Raw genomic sequence first — 17545 nt, 5'->3', positions numbered from 1 at the left:
GGTCACCTTGACCCCCCACCGCTCCGTGACCTCGTCGAGCTTGGCGCGCATGACTTGGTTGATCCGGTCCCGCTTCGTCAGGGCGTCGTCGAGGCTGAGGTCGCCGATCACTGCGCGCAGCCCGGTCGTGGCGATCCCCTGTGCAGCGCCGGCGAAGTTGCCTACCTGGATGACGGTGAGCTGCGGGTCGAACACCTTCCAGTAAATCAGGAAATCAATGGAGATCGGCGCGTTATCCTTGGTGATGCATGTCTGCGCGGGGATCTCGAGGAACGCCTCCCGGAGGTCCACCCACACCGCCTTGTCGACGATCGGGATCAGGTAGACGATTCCTGGACCCTTTGGGCCGAAGCTGCGGCCGAGGCGGAACACCACCAGGCGCTGGTAGTCGCGGACAATCTTGACCCCGTTATACGCCAGGAGCAAGGCGACGATGACAACTGCGATCGCGAACCCAGTTCCCATGGTGACCCCCCGGTCCCGCACCCTTTCGCCTCCACGGGACCGGCCCCCTGTTCCTCGCAGCGCCCTTCGCTTCTGCCGCGGATGCTACCGTCTCCCTTTTGAGACCGGGCATCTCTCGGTGCTGGTCGTGCATGCCTTGCTTGCCTCTAGAATCACCCGCCACCTTCGTGCAGGCCCGCTGCGCGTCGACGCATCCCCCTGGCATGGGCTGGAGCGGTGGAAGCATGCGCCAGCGGAGGTAAGCGCCCAGATCTAGACCGATGAGGCTCCTTGCCGGCTTCGCTTCTCTGCTCAAATAAGCGTATACTAAAAGTGCTTCCCCTTCCTTACGTCCACGGCCATGTCCCCGCACTCGGTCGGTTCCTCGGAGGAGAAGGTACCCGATCGCAACCTATGCGACCAGAGCAACTCCTGAGGAGGGCGACCATGGCGATCGACAACGAACGGAACCTGGTATTGACTGCGTTACGGGATCAGCCAGCCGGCGCGAACAGCTCCGTGCTGGGTGAGCATCTTGGCCTTGTGCGGGAGGTCGTGGAACGCCATCTTCTCTACTGCGCCGACTACGGGTTGGCGACGTGGAGGCGAGTTCGGAGCGGATTGGGGCACGCGGTGATCACGGAGCGCGGCCGCGACTACTTGGCGCGCAATGTCGGTAGCCTTGAACCTATTCAACGTATCGCGTCATGAAATCGACACCGGCACCCACACTCGCTATGGGGGTGGGGCTGGTGTGAACCATAGAACGTGGGAGGTAACAATATGATTCTTATGCGAAGGCCGATCTTTGATGAGGACTTGCAAGAGATGCGTCGCCAACTTGGTGGACTCCTGAATGGTGTGCCAGCGTCGTGGACGCGCGAGAGCGTCGGGCCTGACATGGAGTGGCAGCCGCCGGTTGAGGTGTTCGAAAATGCGCATGAGGTGGTGATCAAGGCGGCGCTGCCCAACGTCGATCCGAAACAGGTGGACATTACCATCACCAATGATGCCGTCACGGTTAAGGGGTCGACGAAGCACGCACCGCAGGAGGACTGCAACTATTATCGGCGCGAGTTGCAATATGGAACATTTCTCCGAACCGTGCCTCTCCCCACAGAGGTGAAGGGGACTGAGGCAACGGCATCCTACAACGATGGAATGCTCGAAGTAAGACTGCCAAAGTCGGACCGAGCCAAGGATACGACCGTCAAGGTAGAAGTCAAGTAGCATAGCCCATGCCGTCGGGGGGGGCGTGAGCACCGCTCCTTCCCGCACGGCTGGCGCCTCATCAGCGCCGCCCGGCTGGCCGCGTAATCACTTCGTAAACAGCGGCGCGATGCCGTTCCCGGTCGGCGCGTCTTTAATGTACGTCCAGGATCGGGTAGGAGACGTTCCCCGGAGCATCAAGCGGTTTCGATCTTCAGCGACCGGCCAACGCCAAGAGGCCGCCGTCCTGACGGCTTAGGCACGTCCGGAGCGAGATTCCGCCGGCGACCAAAGCTAGAGCGCTTCTATCGGCTCGAGTGTACAAGACCCAACCGTCTTGTACAGGTCGTTGCCCGAGAATAGCTCTCCCCAATTGCCGGGACAGCTGAGGCTACCCGAATACCCACGAGCCCGCCGAGTGCCGCCTGGAGTGACCGGGGCCCCCTCGGGGCGGCCGTAGATGGGGCCGCCGGCCCGGGGTGGCAAGGGGGGGCAAGGCATTGCACCTGCTCCTTGGATTGGGAGCGATGGGTCTTGCCGAGAAATTAACGGCTGGCATCAGGGGCACCCCAACATCGCCCCTTCCGTCGTCGAGGCGTGGTGCGGAGATCGCGTAGGAGTCGAACAACGGAGGCGATCCGCGCGAGCTCGACGGCACACCGGTTGGGCTGCCGGCGATCGGTCTCGGCGGCCCTTCGCAGCCGAGGCGCTTGTGGAAGTCAGAGAGACGCCGCTCGGCCGTTCGTCTGGCGGCAACGATCTCGAAGCAACGACGGCACGCTCTTAGCCGACGCCGAGCACCTTCGCGGCCCGCTTCACATCCCTCGGCTTGACCCACAGAATCGCTCCGAACCTGCCGGCTCCGGCCGCGATCGCGCTGTTCGCGGTCACGTTGATCTTCGCGTCACCCAGCTTCGCGAAGTAGTCCACCAGCGCCCCGGTGCGGTCTTCACCGTCGATCACGAACGCCTTCTTCGGCCCGACCACCTTCCACTTGGCCGCCTTGGCCGCGGCCTTGAACGCCTCGCTACTCGCGGGCACAACGTCCACCTGCGTCCTCCGGCCGGCCGGAAACGCGTGCACGACCACCAGGCTCACGCCGGTATTCTCGAGGTGCTGTAGGCTGCGCGCGCCCTCCCCCGGCTTGTCGGCGGTCGCAATGTAGAAGTAGTCAACGAGACGAATTGTGTCAGGCATCTGTATCTCCTCCCTAGTGGTCTTTCGTGTCGATATCCTCTCCCCCGGTACAGGCTGCGCGATCCGCTTCTATTGAGCCCGTGTTCGCCCGGCTCTTGAGGGGTCCTTTAGGCTCCGGTTGCTTCGGAGCCCTCAATCCTTACGGCGAATCATCCCTGGCGACCACTCCTGCTGACGGGCGCTCGGCGCAAGCAGCGCCAGCCCCAGAAAGGTGACATTTTCATTCATCCGCTGAGGTGACAGGACTACTGAGCCACGACACGGATGCCGTCAGCATGCCCCCTATAATAGGTAGCGCCCCGGATCGGGATACTACTCGGATGCCTTGCAGCGGCCGGTCGGCGCGCCTACGACAGGCCTTCCACCGAGATCTTGATCGAGCGGTAGCAGGGCATCCCCGTCCCGGCCGGGATCAGCTTGCCGATGATCACGTTTTCCTTGAGTCCGAGGAGCGGGTCTACCTTACCCTTGATCGCGGCGTCGGTCAGGACCCGCGCCGTTTCCTGGAAGCTCGCCGCCGAGAGGAAGCTCTCCGTCGCGAGCGAGGCCTTGGTGATCCCAAGCAGCACCGGGCGCGCCGTCGCCGGCTCCTTGCGCGACGCCATCGCCCGCGTGTTCTCCCCATCGAGCGCGAAGACGTCCACAAGCTCGCCGGGGGCGAACTCGGTGTCGCCCGGCTCCTCGACCTTCACCCGCCGCAGCATCTGGCGGACGATGATCTCGATGTGCTTGTCGTTGATGTCCACGCCCTGGGAGCGGTAGACGCTCTGGATCTCCTGCACGAGATAGCCCTGCACGGCCGCCAGCCCCTTGATCCGGAGAATATCGTGCGGGTTGACCGAGCCGTCGGTCAGCTGATCCCCGGCGGAGACCTTGTCCCCGTCGGCGACGCGCAGGCGGACGCCGGAGGCCACTGGATACTCCCGTTCGTCGTCGCGACCGCTCACGGTGAGCACCCGCGCGCTCTTGCTCTCGGAGACGTGGACCTTGCCGTCGATCTCGCTGATCACGGCCTGGCCCTTGGGGCGGCGGGCCTCGAACAGTTCCTCCACCCGGGGCAGACCCTGGGTGATGTCGAACCCGGCGACGCCGCCAGTGTGGAACGTCCGCATCGTCAGCTGCGTACCCGGCTCGCCGATCGACTGCGCGGCGATGATGCCGACCGCCTCGCCGATCTCGACGAGCTTGCCGCTCGCCAGGTTGCGGCCGTAGCACCGGGCGCAGATGCCGAACCGGGTCTTGCAGGACAGCACGGAGCGCACGGACACGGCCGTGATCCCGGCGGCCTCGATCTCCTCGGCCGCGGCCTCTTCGATCTCCTGGCCGGCCTCGACCAGGACCTTCTTGCCGCGCGGCGCCAGGACGTCCTCGGCCGCGACCCGGCCGGTGATCCGGTCGGCCAGCGACACCACGACCTGGCTGCCGTCCATGATCGGGGCCATCTCGACGCCGGAGGTCGTCTGGCAGTCGTCCGCGCGGACGATCACGTCCTGGGCGACGTCCACGAGCCGCCGCGTCAGGTAGCCGGACTCGGAGGTCCGGATCGCCGTGTCGGCGAGCCCCTTGCGCTGCCCGTGCGTGCTGATGAAGTATTCCAGCACGGTCAGCCCCTCGCGGAAGTTGGCCTTGATCGGCAGCTCGATGATCCGCCCGGAGGGGTCGGTCATGAGGCCGCGCATCCCCGCGAGCTGGCGGATCTGCTGGATGTTGCCCCGCGCGCCCGACTGGGCCATCATGTACAGCGGATTGAACGGATCGAACCCGCTCAGCATCCTCCGGGTGATCGTCTCCGTGGCCTCGGTCCAGACATCGACCGTCTTGAGGTAGCGCTCCTCGTTGGTGATCAGGCCGCGGCGATACTGGGTGTCGACCGCATCGACCTCCTTGTCCGCCTTGGCGAGGATCTCTTCCTTCTCCTTGGGGATGACGATGTCGGAGAGCGCGATGCCGCTGCCGCTCACCGTCGCGAAGTGGAACCCCAGGTCCTTGATGCTGTCCAGGAGCTGCACCGTTTTCGTCGAGCCGAGCCGGTTGTAGGCTTCCGAGACGATCTGCGAGAGGATCTTCCGGTCGCAGACCTCGTTGATGAACCGCAGCTCCTCCGGAATCGCCTCGTTGAAGATCACCCGCCCGACGGTCGTCTCGATCAGCTCGCCGTCGTGGCTGAGCCGGACCTTGATCTTGGCGTGGAGGTCCACGATGCCGCTCTCGTAGGCGAGGATGACCTCGTCCGGCCGCGAGAAGATCTTCCCTTCGCCCGGGGCGCCCGTCCGCTCGAGCGTCAGGTAGTAGCAGCCGAACACGATGTCGCGCGTCGGCGACGTGATCGCGCGACCGTACGCCGGCGAGAGGATGTTGTAGGCGGAGAGCATCAGGACGCGCGCCTCCGCCTGCGACGCCGCCGAGAGCGGCACGTGTATCGCCATCTGGTCACCGTCGAAGTCGGCGTTGTAGGCCGTGCAGACGAGCGGGTGCACCTGGATCGCCTTGCCCTCGATCAGCACCGGCTCGAACGCCTGGATCCCGAGCCGGTGGAGCGTCGGGGCGCGATTGAGCAGCACCGGGTGCTCGTGCACGACTTCCTCGAGCACGTCCCACACCTCCGGCCGCGCGCGCTCGACCATCCGCTTCGCGCTCTTGATGTTCTGGCTGAGCCCGCGGTCGACGAGCTTCTTCATGACGAACGGCTTGAAGAGCTCGAGCGCCATCTCCTTGGGCAGGCCGCACTGGTGCAGCCGGAGGTTCGGCCCGACCACGATCACCGAGCGGCCCGAGTAGTCGACGCGCTTGCCGAGGAGGTTCTGGCGGAACCGCCCCTGCTTGCCCTTCAGCATGTCGGAAAGCGACTTGAGCGGCCGGTTGTTCGGCCCCGTGACCGGGCGGCCGCGCCGGCCGTTGTCGATCAGCGCGTCCACGGCCTCCTGCAGCATCCGCTTCTCGTTGCGCACGATGATCTCCGGCGCGCCGAGATCGAGGAGCCGCTTCAGCCGGTTGTTGCGGTTGATCACCCGCCGGTACAGGTCGTTGAGGTCGCTGGTCGCAAACCGGCCGCCGTCCAGCTGCACCATCGGCCGCAGGTCCGGCGGGATCACCGGGATGACGTCCAGGATCATCCAGTCGGGCTTGTTGCCGCTCTTGCGGAACGCCTCGACGACCTCGAGCCGCTTCAGGATCTTCATCCGCTTCTGACCGCTGGCCGTCTTGAGCTCGACGCGCAGCTTCTTCGTCACCGCGTCGGGGCTGAGCTCGGTCAGCAGTTCCTTGATCGACTCCGCCCCGATCCCGGCCTTAAAGGCGTTCCCGTGCTTCTCGCGCAGCTCGCGGTACTCGGCCTCGGTCAGGAGCTGCTTCTTCGCCAACCCCTTCACGTGGCCGGGGTCGGTCACGACGTACGAGGCGAAATACACCACCCGCTCCAGGGCCCGCGGGGACATGTCCAGCATCAGGCCGGTCCGGCTGGGCACCCCTTTCAGGTACCAGATGTGGCAGACCGGGGCGGCCAACTCGATGTGGCCCATCCGTTCCCGGCGCACCTTGGCGCGGGTCACCTCAACGCCGCAACGGTCGCAGATAATCCCCTTGAACCGGATCCGCTTGTACTTCCCGCAGTGACACTCCCAGTCTTTGGTGGGCCCGAAGATCCGCTCGCAGAACAACCCATCCCGCTCGGGCTTGAGCGTCCGATAGTTGATCGTCTCGGGCTTCTTCACTTCGCCCCGGGACCACAGACGGATCCGGTCCGGGGACGCGAGCGCGATCTTCACGGCGGAGAAATTGTTAACATCCTGCATCGCTCAACGCCCCTCCAGGGTCACGCAGTCTGTCCCCACGTATCGACCGCTTCTGCCGCCGACTCCCCCCGCGTCGCGGGTGGGGTCGGCGGGGGGGCGGCTAATACTCCTCGACCAGCGCCTCTTCGCCTTCCAGGTTGATCCCCAGGGCGCGCGCGGTCTCGGCGATGTCTTCCTCGATCTCCTTGAGCTCGATCTCCTTCTGATCCTCGCTCAGGACCTTGACGTCCAGGCAGAGGCTGTGCAGCTCCTTGACCAGCACCTTGAAGGACTCCGGCACCCCGGGTTCCTGGATGTTCTCGCCCTTGACGATCGCCTCGTAGGTTTTCACCCGGCCGACGACGTCGTCCGATTTCACGGTGAGCAGCTCCTGCAGCGTATTCGCCGAGCCGTACGCCTCGAGCGCCCAGACCTCCATCTCGCCGAACCGCTGGCCGCCGAACTGTGCCTTGCCGCCGAGCGGCTGCTGGGTGATGAGCGAGTACGGGCCGGTGGACCGCGCGTGGATCTTGTCCTCGACGAGATGGAGCAGCTTCATCATGTAGATCTGTCCGACCGTCACCGGCTGCGCGAACTTCTCGCCCGAGCGGCCGTCGTACAGGGTCGTCTTGCCGGTCTCACCGATCCCGACCCGGGCGCCCTCGTCGGTCTTGGACGCCTTCTTCAGCATCTCGCGGATCTCGTCCTCGCGCGGGCCGTCGAAGACCGGGCTCTCCGCGTGGAAGCCGAGGAGCGCCGCGGCCCACCCCAGGTGCGTCTCCAGCACCTGCCCGACGTTCATCCGGGACGGCACCCCGAGCGGGTTGAGCACGATGTCCACCGGGGTCCCGTCGGGGAGATACGGCATCTCCTCCGGCGGCAGGATCTTGCTCACCACGCCCTTGTTGCCGTGGCGCCCGGCCATCTTGTCGCCCACGGTGATCTTGCGCTTCTGGGCGACGTAGACGCGCACGAGCTCGTTGACGCCGGGGCTGAGCTCATCGCCGGCTTCCCGGGTGAACACCTTCACCGCGACGACCTTGCCCTTCTCGCCGTGGGGGACCTTGAGCGAGGTGTCGCGGACTTCGCGGGCCTTCTCGCCGAAGATCGCCCGCAGCAGCCGCTCCTCGGCGGTGAGCTCGGTCTCACCCTTGGGGGTCACCTTGCCCACCAGGATGTCCCCGCTGCGGACCTCGGCGCCGATGCGCACGATCCCCGCTTCGTCGAGGTCGCGCAGCGCCTCCTCGCCCACATTGGGGATGTCCCGCGTGATCTCTTCCGGCCCCAGCTTGGTGTCCCGGGCCTCCACCTCATACTCCTCGATGTGGATGCTCGTGAACAGGTCCTTCTTGATCAGCCGTTCGCTGATCAGGATCGCGTCCTCGTAGTTGTAGCCTTCCCAGGGCATGAACGCGACCAGCACGTTGTGGCCGAGCGCCATCTCCCCCTGGTCCGTACACGGGCCGTCCGCGATCACATCCCCGGCGTCCACGTGCTCGCCGGCCTCGACGATGGGGCGCTGGTTGATGCACGTGCCCTGGTTGCTGCGCTGGAATTTGACCAGCTTGTACGTGCGCTCCTTGCCCCGGTCGGGCTTGATGACGATGGCGTCGCCCATCACGCTGTCGACCACCCCGGCCTCGCGCGCCACCACGACCGCCCCGGAGTCAATCGCGGCCCGGTACTCCATGCCGGTGCCGACCAGCGGCGCCTCGGTGCGCAGGAGGGGCACGGCCTGGCGCTGCATGTTGGACCCCATCAGCGCCCGATTCGAGTCGTCGTGCTCGAGGAACGGAATCAGCGCCGTGGCGATGCTCACGATCTGCTTCGGCGACACGTCCATGTAGTCGATCTTGTCGGGCGGAACCAACACGATCGCGCTGCCGCGCCGGGCCGTCACCCGGGACTCGGTCAACTTGCCGTCCTGGTTGATCTTCGCGTTGGCCTGGGCGATCGTGTGCTTCTCCTCGTCGTCCGCGGTCAGGTACTCGATCGACCGGCTCACCCGTGCGTCCTTCACCTTGCGGTACGGGGTTTCGATGAACCCGTAGGGGTTGACCCGGGCAAAGGTGGCGAGCGACGAGATCAGCCCGATGTTCGGTCCCTCCGGCGTCTCGATCGGGCACATCCGCCCGTAGTGCGAGGTGTGCACGTCGCGCACCTCGAACCCGGCCCGCTCGCGGCTGAGCCCGCCCGGGCCGAGCGCCGACAGACGGCGCTTGTGGGTGAGCTCGGCCAGGGGGTTGGTCTGGTCCATGAACTGCGACAGCTGGCTCGACCCGAAGAACTCCTTGATCGCCGCGACGACCGGGCGGATGTTGATCAGCACCTGCGGGGTGATCGCCCCGGCGTCCTGGATCGTCATCCGCTCCCGGATCACCCGCTCCATGCGCAGCATCCCGATCCGGAACTGGTTCTGGAGAAGCTCGCCCACCGAGCGCACCCGACGGTTCCCGAGATGGTCGATGTCGTCCGGCTTGCCTTCGCCGTTGTGCAACTCGATGAGATAGCGGACGATCTCGACGATGTCCTTGGACTTGATCACCCGGGCATCGGCCGTTCCCGCGGGGGCGGGCTTCAGTCCCAGCTTCTTGTCCAGCTTGTAGCGGCCGACCCGGCCGAGGTCATACCGCCGTGGGTCGAAGAACAGCGTGTTGAGCAGGGTGCGGGCGCTCTCGATCGTCGGCGGATCGCCGGGGCGGAGGCGGCGGTAGATGCCGAGCAGCGCTTCCTCCGTCGTCTTGGTGTCGTCCTTGTGCAGCGTCGCTTGGACCGCTTTGTCGCTCCCGTACAGCTTGAGGATATCCTCGTCGTTCGCGTAGCCGAGGGCCCGCAGCAGGACCGTCACCGGCAGCTTCCGGGTCCGGTCGATGCGGACGAAGATCACCCCGTTGGCGTCGACCTCGAGCTCGAGCCAGGCCCCCCGGTGGGGAATCACGGTCGCGGCGGGGAGCAGGCGGCCGTTAGTATCGGGGGCCATGCTGTAGTAGACGCCGGGCGAGCGCACGAGCTGGCTGACCACCACCCGCTCGGCCCCGTTGATCACGAAGGTCCCCTGCTCGGTCATGAGCGGGAAGTCCCCCATGAAGACTTCCTGCTCCTTGATCTCGCCGGTCTCCTTGATCACCAGGCGGACTTGAACCTTCAGGGCGGCGCTGTAGTTGTAGTCGCGCTCCCGGCACTCGTCGACGGAGTACTTGAGCTGTTCCAGCCGGTACCCGTCGAACTCCAAGTGCATATCGCCGTGCTCGTCCTCCTGCGGGGTCCGGGACCGCCGGCGCCCCACCGCGAAGTGGAGCTCGAGGTTCCCGGTAAAGTCCTTGATCGGGGAGACCTCTTCGAACACCTCCCGGATCCCCTCCCGCAGGAACCACTTGAAGGACTCACGCTGGATCTCGATCATGTTGGGGGCATCGAGCACGCTCGGGATCTTGGCGAAGCTCACCCGGCTGCGCTTCCCGTACCGGGTCACCTTGACCTCACCGACCCCTTTGAGCGTGCGGACCCCGGTGTGCGACGGGGCGGCCGGCGGCGGAGCCTGAAAGAGGGCGACCGGCGCCCGCTCCGTCTTCGTGTCCAGCAGAATGGTGCGCATGATGCGCGGGCGACGCTTGCGCTCGCCCGGGGGCGCCACGCGTTGGAGCCGCGCGCGCGCGAACTCCTTGGCCACAAGGCGAACCGCACCCGGCTTGATCCGGGCGCCCTTCTTCCCCGCCACGCTCTTCGTCCTGCCCTTGGGCGATGCGACTTTCCCCTTCACTGGTTTCGCCTCCAGGTGAAACTCACGTCCAGAATGGGCATGCGGACGCAAAGGAAGTCACGCCTCGCGTCCGCTGTAGGCCTGGGACCCCAGGATCGAGATGGGTTCGGCAAAATAGCATTATAGCAGTAAATGCTATGTTATCACCGACCGGGGTTTCCCGTCAAGCGGCTTGAGCCGCTCGCGTCCGCCCTCACTCAAGCCGCGGGTGCCCCAACGCTCCGGGCGCGCGCGGACTGGCGGGACTGGGCGCAGCGCGAGGCTACTTGACCTCGACCGTGGCGCCGACCTCGGTGAGCTTGGCCTTGATCGCCTCGGCCTCTTGCTTGGCCACCTTCTCCTTCACCGGCTTGGGCGCGCCGTCGACCAGATCCTTGGCTTCTTTCAGGCCGAGGCCGGTGAGTTCGCGGACCACCTTGATGACCTGGATCTTCTTGTCGCCGACCGCCTTGAGGATGGCGTCGAACTCGGTCTGCTCCTCGACCGCGGCGGCCGCGCCCGCCCCCGCCGCGCCGCCCGCAGCGACCATCGCCATCATCGGCGCCGCGGCGCTGACGCCGAACTTCTCCTCCAGCGCCTTCACCAGCTTCGACAGATCCAGGGCGGACAGGTCGCCGATCCCATCAACGATCTGGTCAATGGTCATCTTCTCTGCCATCGCGTCTCCCTCCCACTACCGTGATTAATGATCGATCTGATTATTGATCGGTCTGACCGGTCGCCGCGGGTGCCGCCGCCCCCCCGTCCTCCGCGGCCGGCGCTTCCGTGCCGGGCGCCGCAGGCTCGCCCCCTCCGGGGTCCCCGGCGTCTGCCGCCGAAGCGGCGGGGCGCTCGGGCTCCCGCTTGATGCGAAGGGCGTCCAGGGCTTGCACCAGCCCGCGCGCCGGCGCGTTCAATGTCATCACGACCGCCCGCAGGGGCGCCTGGATCATGCCGATCGCCCGGCTCAGCAATTCGCCGCGGCTGGGCAGCGTGGCGAGGGTCCGAACCTCGTCCGCGTCGAGGGCCTGACCTCCCAGGACCCCGCCTTTGATCTCCAGCTTCCGGTACTGCCGGATGAACTCCTGGAGCACGCGCGCCGGCACCCCCGGGTCGTCGCGCCCAAATACCACCGCGGTCGGGCCGGTCAGGAAGCCGGCGAGGGCGGGGAGCCCGCACCGCTCGGCCGCGAGCGCGAGCAGCGTGTTCTTGGCCACCCGGTAGTCGACATTCGCGTCCCGCAGCCGTCCCCGGAGCGCCCCGATCTCCGCGACGGTCAGCCCCCGGTAGTCGGTGAGGATGACGATGGACGCCCCACGAAGCCGCTGCTCCAGTTCCTCCACCATCGCGACCTTTTCCGGCCTCGGATTCGCCATCCATTCCTCCTTACGGGCATCCCGCCCGGGACCCCCCACGCTGGGGGAAAGAAAAAAGGCCCCCCCGTAGACGAGGACCCTCCACCTGCGTGAGCCTCGACGGGCGGTCGGCCGACCTTTACGCGCGCTCCGCGCACCCGTTGTCTACGGCACTACTGTTTGGGTGATGCCGACGCCACGTACTATAGCATCGACCCCCCCGCGAAGTCAAACCGAGCGCCGCTACGCCGCCCCCGCCGTGGCCAGCGACGAGACCTTGGCCGGATCGATCGCGATGCCCGGGCTCATCGTGGCGGAGAGGCTGATGCTTCGAAGGTACTGCCCCTTGCTGGAGGCCGGCTTTGCCCGGAGGATCGCGGTCAGCAGCACCGTGAAGTTCTCCAGCAGCGACGGCTCCGCGAAGGAGAGCTTGCCCACCGGCACGTGGAGGATGCCGAACTTGTCGACGCGGTACTCGATCTTCCCGGCCTTGATCTCCTTCACGGCCCGCGCCAGATCAAAGGTGACCGTTCCTGCCTTGGGGTTCGGCATCAGCCCCCGCGGGCCGAGCACGCGGCCGAGTCGGCCGACCACGTTCATGACGTCGGGGGCCGCGGCGGCCACATCAAACTCGAGCCAGCCCCCCTGGATCTTCTCCACGAACTCCTCGAGCCCGACGTAGTCGGCGCCGGCCTCCTGGGCTTCCTTCACCTTCTCGCCCTTCGCGAACACCAGGAGGCGGACGGTCTTGCCCGTCCCGTGGGGCAGGACGACCGTGCCCCGCACCTGCTGATCCGCCTGCTTCGAGTCGATCCCGAGGCGGATATCGACCTCGACCGTCTGGTCAAACTTCGTGCCGGGCATTTGCTTGATGATCGCGATGGCGGCCTGCGGATCGTACGCCTGCCCTTCGCCGATCAGCTTCGCCGCCTCTCGGTAGCGCTTCCCGTGCATGGCCATCTCGTATCCCTCCTGCGTGCCGGTTCCCGACTTGGCGGCGTTCCCCCGGCGCACCCCGCGGGATGCGCGGGAGGGGTTAGCCGACCTCGATCCCCATGCTCCGCGCCGTGCCTTCGATCATGCGCATGGCCGCGTCGAGGTCCTTGGTGTTCAGATCCGTGAGCTTCGTTTCCGCGATCTCCCGGATCTGCTGTTTGGTCACCTTCCCGACCTTCTTTTTATTGGGCTCGCCGGAGGCCTTCTCCAGCCCCGCCGCCTTCTTCAGCAGCACCGAAGCCGGGGGGGTCTTCATGACGAAGGTGAACGTCCGGTCGGCAAAGACCGTGATTTCCACCGGGACGATCGTCCCCACCTGCCTGGCCGTCTTCTCGTTGTAGGACTTGCAGAACTCCATGATGTTCACGCCGTGCTGGCCCAACGCCGGCCCCACCGGCGGGGCGGGGGTGGCCTTCCCCGCGGGGATCTGCAGTTTGACGATGGCGGCAATCTTCTTCATAACGCCTCCGTGGACGCGCGCGCGTCAGATCTTCTCCACCTGCGCGAAATCGAGCTCCACCGGCGTCTCCCGGCCGAAGATCGACACCAGCACGCGCACCTTCTCCTTCTCGGGCAGGATCTCGTCGACGACCCCGCTGAAATCCATGAACGGGCCGGAGTTGATCCGGACCGAGGAGCCCTTCTGGTAGGTGATCCGGAACTTCGGGGTCTCGTCGCGCAGCTGTCGGAGGATGGCCTTGACCTCGCGGTCCTGCAGCGGGAGCGGCTTGCTGCCCGAGCCCACGAAGCCGGTGACCCCCGGCGTGTTCCGGACGACGTACCACGAGTCGTCGTCCATGATCATCTCCACCAGCACGTAGCCGGGGAAGACCTTCTTTTTGGCGATCCGCCGCTTCCCGTCTTTGACCTCGATCTCGTCCTCGGTGGGGACCAGAATCCGGAACACCTTGTGCTGCATCGCCATCGAGGCCACGCGGCGCTCCAGGTTCGTGTGGACCTTGTTCTCGTACCCCGAGTAGGTGTGGATGACGAACCAGGCTCGGCCGTCGCCCTCCCCGGCCGGCGGCTCGCCCTCCGCCGCGGGGGGGGCTTCGACCACCCCCTCTGCGGTCGCGGGGAGCCCGGCGAACGGCGCCGCGGCGGGCTCGACCGCGACGGCCTCCCCTTCCGGGGCGGTGACCACGCCCACCGAAGATCCGGACGTCTGCGCGGCGTCCTCGGGGGGCGGGGGCGCGATCGGCTGTGGCTCCTCCGGTTCGTCCCGAAAGAGCTTGTGAATCAGAGCCGCGGTGTCCGGCTTCCCGCCTTGGGGTCGGTTGCGTTCGTCTGACATCCGCTATCCTCGTCGGTGCATCAGGGTGTTACTTGAACACGGAGGTGAACAAGGTGGCAAACAGGTAATCCCAGAGGCCCAGGTAGATCGCGGTCACCACCAGGACGAAGACGACGACGATCGTCGAGGCGATCACGGTCTGGCGGTCCGGCCAGGCCACCCGGTTCATCTCCGCGCGGACGTCGCTCAGAAACTGCAGCGCCACCGTCCACACCCGCGGCAGGCGGCGCACCGCGGACCTGCTCGGCCGGGCCGCCGGCTTTTCGGCTCCCTTCGCCCGCTCCCCGCCCGGGGAGGTCAACCCGCTCGCGGGCACCCGGGCCGGCTTGCCAAGGGCGGGCCCGGAAGCCCCATCGGTGGCGCGCGCCATGAAGTTGCCCCCAAACAAAAAAAGACGTCCTGCCGCGTGCGAACCCATTATACCAATGCCGCCCGGGCTGTCAACGCCCAAACTGGCTCCGCGGCCGGCTCAGCGCGCCCCGCGGCCCACCCAGGCGGCCGGCACCGGCCCCGCCGGGGGCCGCCCATCGCGGAGGGCCGGCCGTCCGTTGGGGCTCGCGCTCGTAAACAGCCGTTTCAGATCTCGCCGCGCCGCCAGCCCGGCCGCGAGGCTCCAGGCGTTCACGATCGCCAGCCTGAATCCACCCGGAGGCATGGCGTGCTGCTCACGCGGCTTGTCCGTGCGATAGGTGATCTGGATGCTCGACAGCCCGGGACGCCGGCGCAGCTCGTTGACGGCGCCCGGAGCGATCGCGTACTCGGTGCCGTGGGATCCGAACAGGACGATGCTGTAGCCGGTCCTCGGGCGGGCGGCGAGGCGCCACGTTCCGTGAACGTACAGGGCCACGACGCTGTCCAACCATCCCGGCCCGTTCAGGTCGACCCACTGCTCCGACAACCGCAGGTGGCACTCGATGATCGTGCCGCCGATCGTCTCGAAGTTCACGACCCCGGTGAATCCGCGAAGATTTCGGCGGATCCACGCCCGCAGATACCGCTCAAGGCGCGGCAGCGGCCGGGCGAGAAGGGTCCAGTAGTCGAACATGCCGCGGGGCAGCGCTTTGCCCACCGTGTGCCGCCACCAGCGGGGTACGCCGGAGGCGAGGGCCACATCGGTGCTGATGTGCCGGCCCCGCAGAAGTTGCATCCACATGTGCCCCGGCGTAAAGCTCGCCTCACACTCGGCCGCGGAGCGAATCACTCGCCCGCCGATCCCCATGCCGTGCAGGTTCATGGCGGGCTTGCTGAACACCGGAAACGTCTTCGGCATCACCCCGTGGGGGCCGTTGGGGATCCCTTGGCTCTCGCACACGAACAACTTGTTGTAGACGTCTCGATAATCGGGGTAGAGCCGCCAGCCGGTGGGATCGTCGATCGGGATCACCGTGGACTCGGGACAGTCCACGCCCTCGAAGTACTGCCAGCGCCACGGGTCCACGCCTTCAAAGGGCACGCCTCAGCTCCACCCGGCGCTTCCGGCCCACGGACGTTTGCACAGGGGGCCGGCACCCGGGGCCACCGGGCCGCCGGCCAGACGTTTTGGAACGAGCTCGCTGGCGTCGTCTCCTTCAATAAAGAACCCGCCACCGCAACCACCACGATCGCGGGCGGTCGGGCCTTCCCCCACCAGCCGGGAGGGGTCCTGGGGGCGGGCATCGGCGGTGCCCCACGCGGAGGCCCGGGCGCGGCGCAATATCGGGCGGCCGGGGCGGAGGCTCTGCCTCCCCCGTCTCCCCATTTTGGAGTCCAGCACCCGGAAATCAGCAAGCGTGAAGCGCATCACCATACCTGACGCCCGACCGGAAATGAGAGGCCCGAGCGCTTTTCGGCACCTGGGATGATACTCCTTGGCCGGTCTCAGATCAAGTTTGTGTACGGATGCAGCGGGATCGACGACGCTCCGAAGGTGAGCGGAACGTCAAACCGGAAACACCAGTGGCGCGACGTGTCTCCGCGATGTTTGGACACGAGCCAAAAGGAGCCAGGGATGGCGACGACACCCGAGGACGCCCGAGCGCGCGACGAAGTGCGTCAACTCATCGACGATCAGATGCGCGCCATCCGCGCGAAGGACCTGGATCGACTGATGAGCCACTACGCGGCGGATGTCGTCGTGTTCAACCTGAGACCTCCGTTCCAGATCCAGGGGGCGGAGGCCTGGGGGCGGGTGTGGGAGGCGGGCCTCGCCCACTTCCCGGACGCTTTCCAAACAGAGATGCGAGACCTCAGCGTCACCGCGAGCGGCGACCTGGCTCTTGCGCACTGGCTTTGGCGTTTCACCGAAATGGACAAGGACCACCCGGCGGTGCGGACCTGGATGCGAAACACCGCCGGCTGCCGGAGGACTCGGGGCGGATGGCAGATCGTTCACGAACACATCTCCGTCCCATTCAATCCGGAAACGGGACGCGCCGCCTTTACGCGGGACCTTTAGGGCGCGAACCCGCGGTGGGGAGGGAGTTCACAAGCACCACAGCGACGACGATCCACGTCTCCCCCGTCATCTCGTCTCGGCGCCCTGGGCCGGCGCTCCCGTCGCGCTAACCGCGCCTCTTCCCGGTGATCCCGGACGCCCCGGTGTCTTCCTCGGCATATCGAACGCTTGGTGCTGCGTTCGGGAGAGCCCGGCTATACGGGCTTGGCGTAGGCGGTCATTCCGGTGATGTCGATCACGACGACCTTTTCGTTCCCGACGACCCAAGCGTCGTGGCCCGGAGGCAGCACCGATACATCACCCGGGCCAAACTCCGCTTCTGTGCCGTCGTCCATTCGCACGTGCAACCGTCCCGAGATGTGGTAGTTAGTATGCGGTGCCTCGCAGCTCTTGGTCTTCGCGATCGGCTTCAACGATTCTGACCACTTCCAGCCTGGTTCGAAGGTGGCGCGGCCAAAAGTAATACCGCCCAGCGTCACGAGCTCGAGCGTCCCCTTCGGGAACTTGCGGGTCTCATCCGGTGCATTCAGGCTCTTTGACGTCATCGCGCCCATCTTGTTTCCTCCTTGGTGTTTTGACGTATGGCTAACTGGTGGATCCCGTTGATGAGCATTGATGAGCAAAACGGGCGGGCGCCCGAAGGCGCCGATGGAGGAAACCCTTAGTTTACTTGGCAGGGGCGGAGGGACTTGAACCCCCGGCCACCGGTTTTGGAGACCGGCGCTCTACCAACTGAGCTACGCCCCTGCGTGATCACCACACGCGTGCGGCGCTACCGCGTTTCGCGGTGCGCGGTGTGCTTGCGGCACCACCGGCAGTACTTCGTGTGTTCGACACGATCCGGGGTGTTCTTCTTGTTTTTCATCGTCGTGTAGTTCCGGCGCTTGCACTCCGTGCAGGCCAGGGTAATGATGTCACGCGCCATCGTTTGTGCCCTCCACCCTTCTCAGTCCATCCGGGCTCGCGGGGGTCTACTCGATGATCTTGGCGACCACCCCGGCCCCCACCGTCCGCCCGCCTTCCCGCACCGCAAACCGCTGCCCTTCCTCCAACGCGATCGGCGTGATCAGCACCGCCTCCAACGTCACGTTGTCCCCCGGCATCACC

The 17545-nt window shown here is 66.3% G+C and carries 17 protein-coding genes and 1 tRNA gene; 3 read left to right on the top strand and 15 right to left on the bottom strand.

Going from position 1 to position 17545, the window contains the following annotated elements; all coding sequences use genetic code 11:
• On the bottom strand, nucleotides 1–486 hold a 486-nt coding region (locus tag VKV57_16665; GenBank protein HLW61535.1), incomplete at its 3' end, for an SPFH domain-containing protein.
• Nucleotides 487–891: 405 nt separating this feature from the next.
• On the opposite strand from VKV57_16665, the gene VKV57_16660 reads away from it, so the two are divergent.
• Both VKV57_16660 and VKV57_16655 read left to right on the top strand, forming a co-directional pair.
• On the top strand, nucleotides 892–1155 hold the full coding sequence (locus tag VKV57_16660; protein HLW61534.1) for a hypothetical protein: 264 nt from the start codon (nucleotides 892–894) through the stop codon (nucleotides 1153–1155).
• Between the two features lie 72 nt (nucleotides 1156–1227).
• Entirely contained in the window at nucleotides 1228–1674 is a 447-nt protein-coding gene (locus tag VKV57_16655) for an Hsp20/alpha crystallin family protein (protein ID HLW61533.1), read from the top strand.
• A 762-nt stretch (nucleotides 1675–2436) separates the two neighbouring features.
• Here the strand turns inward: VKV57_16655 and VKV57_16650 are convergent.
• The 10 genes from VKV57_16650 to VKV57_16605 all read right to left on the bottom strand — a co-directional run bounded on the left by VKV57_16650 (nucleotide 2437) and on the right by VKV57_16605 (nucleotide 15457).
• Nucleotides 2437–2850, bottom strand: a complete 414-nt coding sequence (locus tag VKV57_16650) for a hypothetical protein (protein ID HLW61532.1) — start codon at nucleotides 2848–2850, stop codon at nucleotides 2437–2439.
• Between the two features lie 347 nt (nucleotides 2851–3197).
• The gene (gene rpoC / locus VKV57_16645) at nucleotides 3198–6641 is read right to left on the bottom strand and encodes a DNA-directed RNA polymerase subunit beta' (GenBank protein ID HLW61531.1); all 3444 of its coding nucleotides are present in this window, start codon (nucleotides 6639–6641) and stop codon (nucleotides 3198–3200) included.
• A 100-nt stretch (nucleotides 6642–6741) separates the two neighbouring features.
• Nucleotides 6742–10380 (bottom strand): DNA-directed RNA polymerase subunit beta, encoded by a 3639-nt coding sequence (gene rpoB, locus VKV57_16640; protein ID HLW61530.1) that lies wholly within the window; start codon nucleotides 10378–10380, stop codon nucleotides 6742–6744.
• 262 nt (nucleotides 10381–10642) lie between these two features.
• Nucleotides 10643–11038, bottom strand: coding sequence for a 50S ribosomal protein L7/L12 (gene rplL, locus VKV57_16635; protein HLW61529.1), 396 nt, complete (start codon nucleotides 11036–11038; stop codon nucleotides 10643–10645).
• A gap of 40 nt (nucleotides 11039–11078) precedes the next feature.
• On the bottom strand, nucleotides 11079–11735 hold the full coding sequence (rplJ, locus tag VKV57_16630) for a 50S ribosomal protein L10 (GenBank protein HLW61528.1): 657 nt from the start codon (nucleotides 11733–11735) through the stop codon (nucleotides 11079–11081).
• Nucleotides 11736–11957: 222 nt separating this feature from the next.
• Nucleotides 11958–12674 carry a 50S ribosomal protein L1 gene (rplA, locus tag VKV57_16625; protein HLW61527.1) on the bottom strand — a complete coding sequence of 239 codons (717 nt, stop codon included), beginning with the start codon at nucleotides 12672–12674 and terminating at the stop codon, nucleotides 11958–11960.
• Nucleotides 12675–12750: 76 nt separating this feature from the next.
• On the bottom strand, nucleotides 12751–13170 hold the full coding sequence (gene rplK, locus VKV57_16620; GenBank protein HLW61526.1) for a 50S ribosomal protein L11: 420 nt from the start codon (nucleotides 13168–13170) through the stop codon (nucleotides 12751–12753).
• Between the two features lie 24 nt (nucleotides 13171–13194).
• Nucleotides 13195–13698, bottom strand: a complete 504-nt coding sequence (gene nusG, locus VKV57_16615; GenBank protein HLW61525.1) for a transcription termination/antitermination protein NusG — start codon at nucleotides 13696–13698, stop codon at nucleotides 13195–13197.
• A 334-nt stretch (nucleotides 13699–14032) separates the two neighbouring features.
• Nucleotides 14033–14374, bottom strand: a complete 342-nt coding sequence (gene secE, locus VKV57_16610) for a preprotein translocase subunit SecE (GenBank protein HLW61524.1) — start codon at nucleotides 14372–14374, stop codon at nucleotides 14033–14035.
• A 99-nt stretch (nucleotides 14375–14473) separates the two neighbouring features.
• Nucleotides 14474–15457 (bottom strand): hypothetical protein, encoded by a 984-nt coding sequence (locus VKV57_16605; GenBank protein ID HLW61523.1) that lies wholly within the window; start codon nucleotides 15455–15457, stop codon nucleotides 14474–14476.
• A gap of 534 nt (nucleotides 15458–15991) precedes the next feature.
• Here VKV57_16605 and VKV57_16600 point away from each other — a divergent pair.
• Nucleotides 15992–16438, top strand: a complete 447-nt coding sequence (locus VKV57_16600; protein HLW61522.1) for a nuclear transport factor 2 family protein — start codon at nucleotides 15992–15994, stop codon at nucleotides 16436–16438.
• Between the two features lie 194 nt (nucleotides 16439–16632).
• Here VKV57_16600 and VKV57_16595 read toward each other — a convergent pair whose 3' ends face one another.
• The 4 genes from VKV57_16595 to tuf form a co-directional block, all read right to left on the bottom strand.
• Nucleotides 16633–16992 carry a cupin domain-containing protein gene (locus tag VKV57_16595; protein ID HLW61521.1) on the bottom strand — a complete coding sequence of 120 codons (360 nt, stop codon included), beginning with the start codon at nucleotides 16990–16992 and terminating at the stop codon, nucleotides 16633–16635.
• 117 nt (nucleotides 16993–17109) lie between these two features.
• Nucleotides 17110–17185, bottom strand: a tRNA-Trp gene (locus VKV57_16590).
• A gap of 25 nt (nucleotides 17186–17210) precedes the next feature.
• Nucleotides 17211–17363 carry a 50S ribosomal protein L33 gene (gene rpmG, locus VKV57_16585; protein ID HLW61520.1) on the bottom strand — a complete coding sequence of 51 codons (153 nt, stop codon included), beginning with the start codon at nucleotides 17361–17363 and terminating at the stop codon, nucleotides 17211–17213.
• A 46-nt stretch (nucleotides 17364–17409) separates the two neighbouring features.
• On the bottom strand, nucleotides 17410–17545 hold a 136-nt coding region (gene tuf / locus VKV57_16580), incomplete at its 5' end, for an elongation factor Tu (protein HLW61519.1).

This window comes from bacterium, assembly GCA_035307765.1.
In the GTDB taxonomy this organism is placed as follows: domain Bacteria; phylum Sysuimicrobiota; class Sysuimicrobiia; order Sysuimicrobiales; family Segetimicrobiaceae; genus Segetimicrobium.
This window is presented reverse-complemented; position numbering and strand designations above follow the sequence as displayed.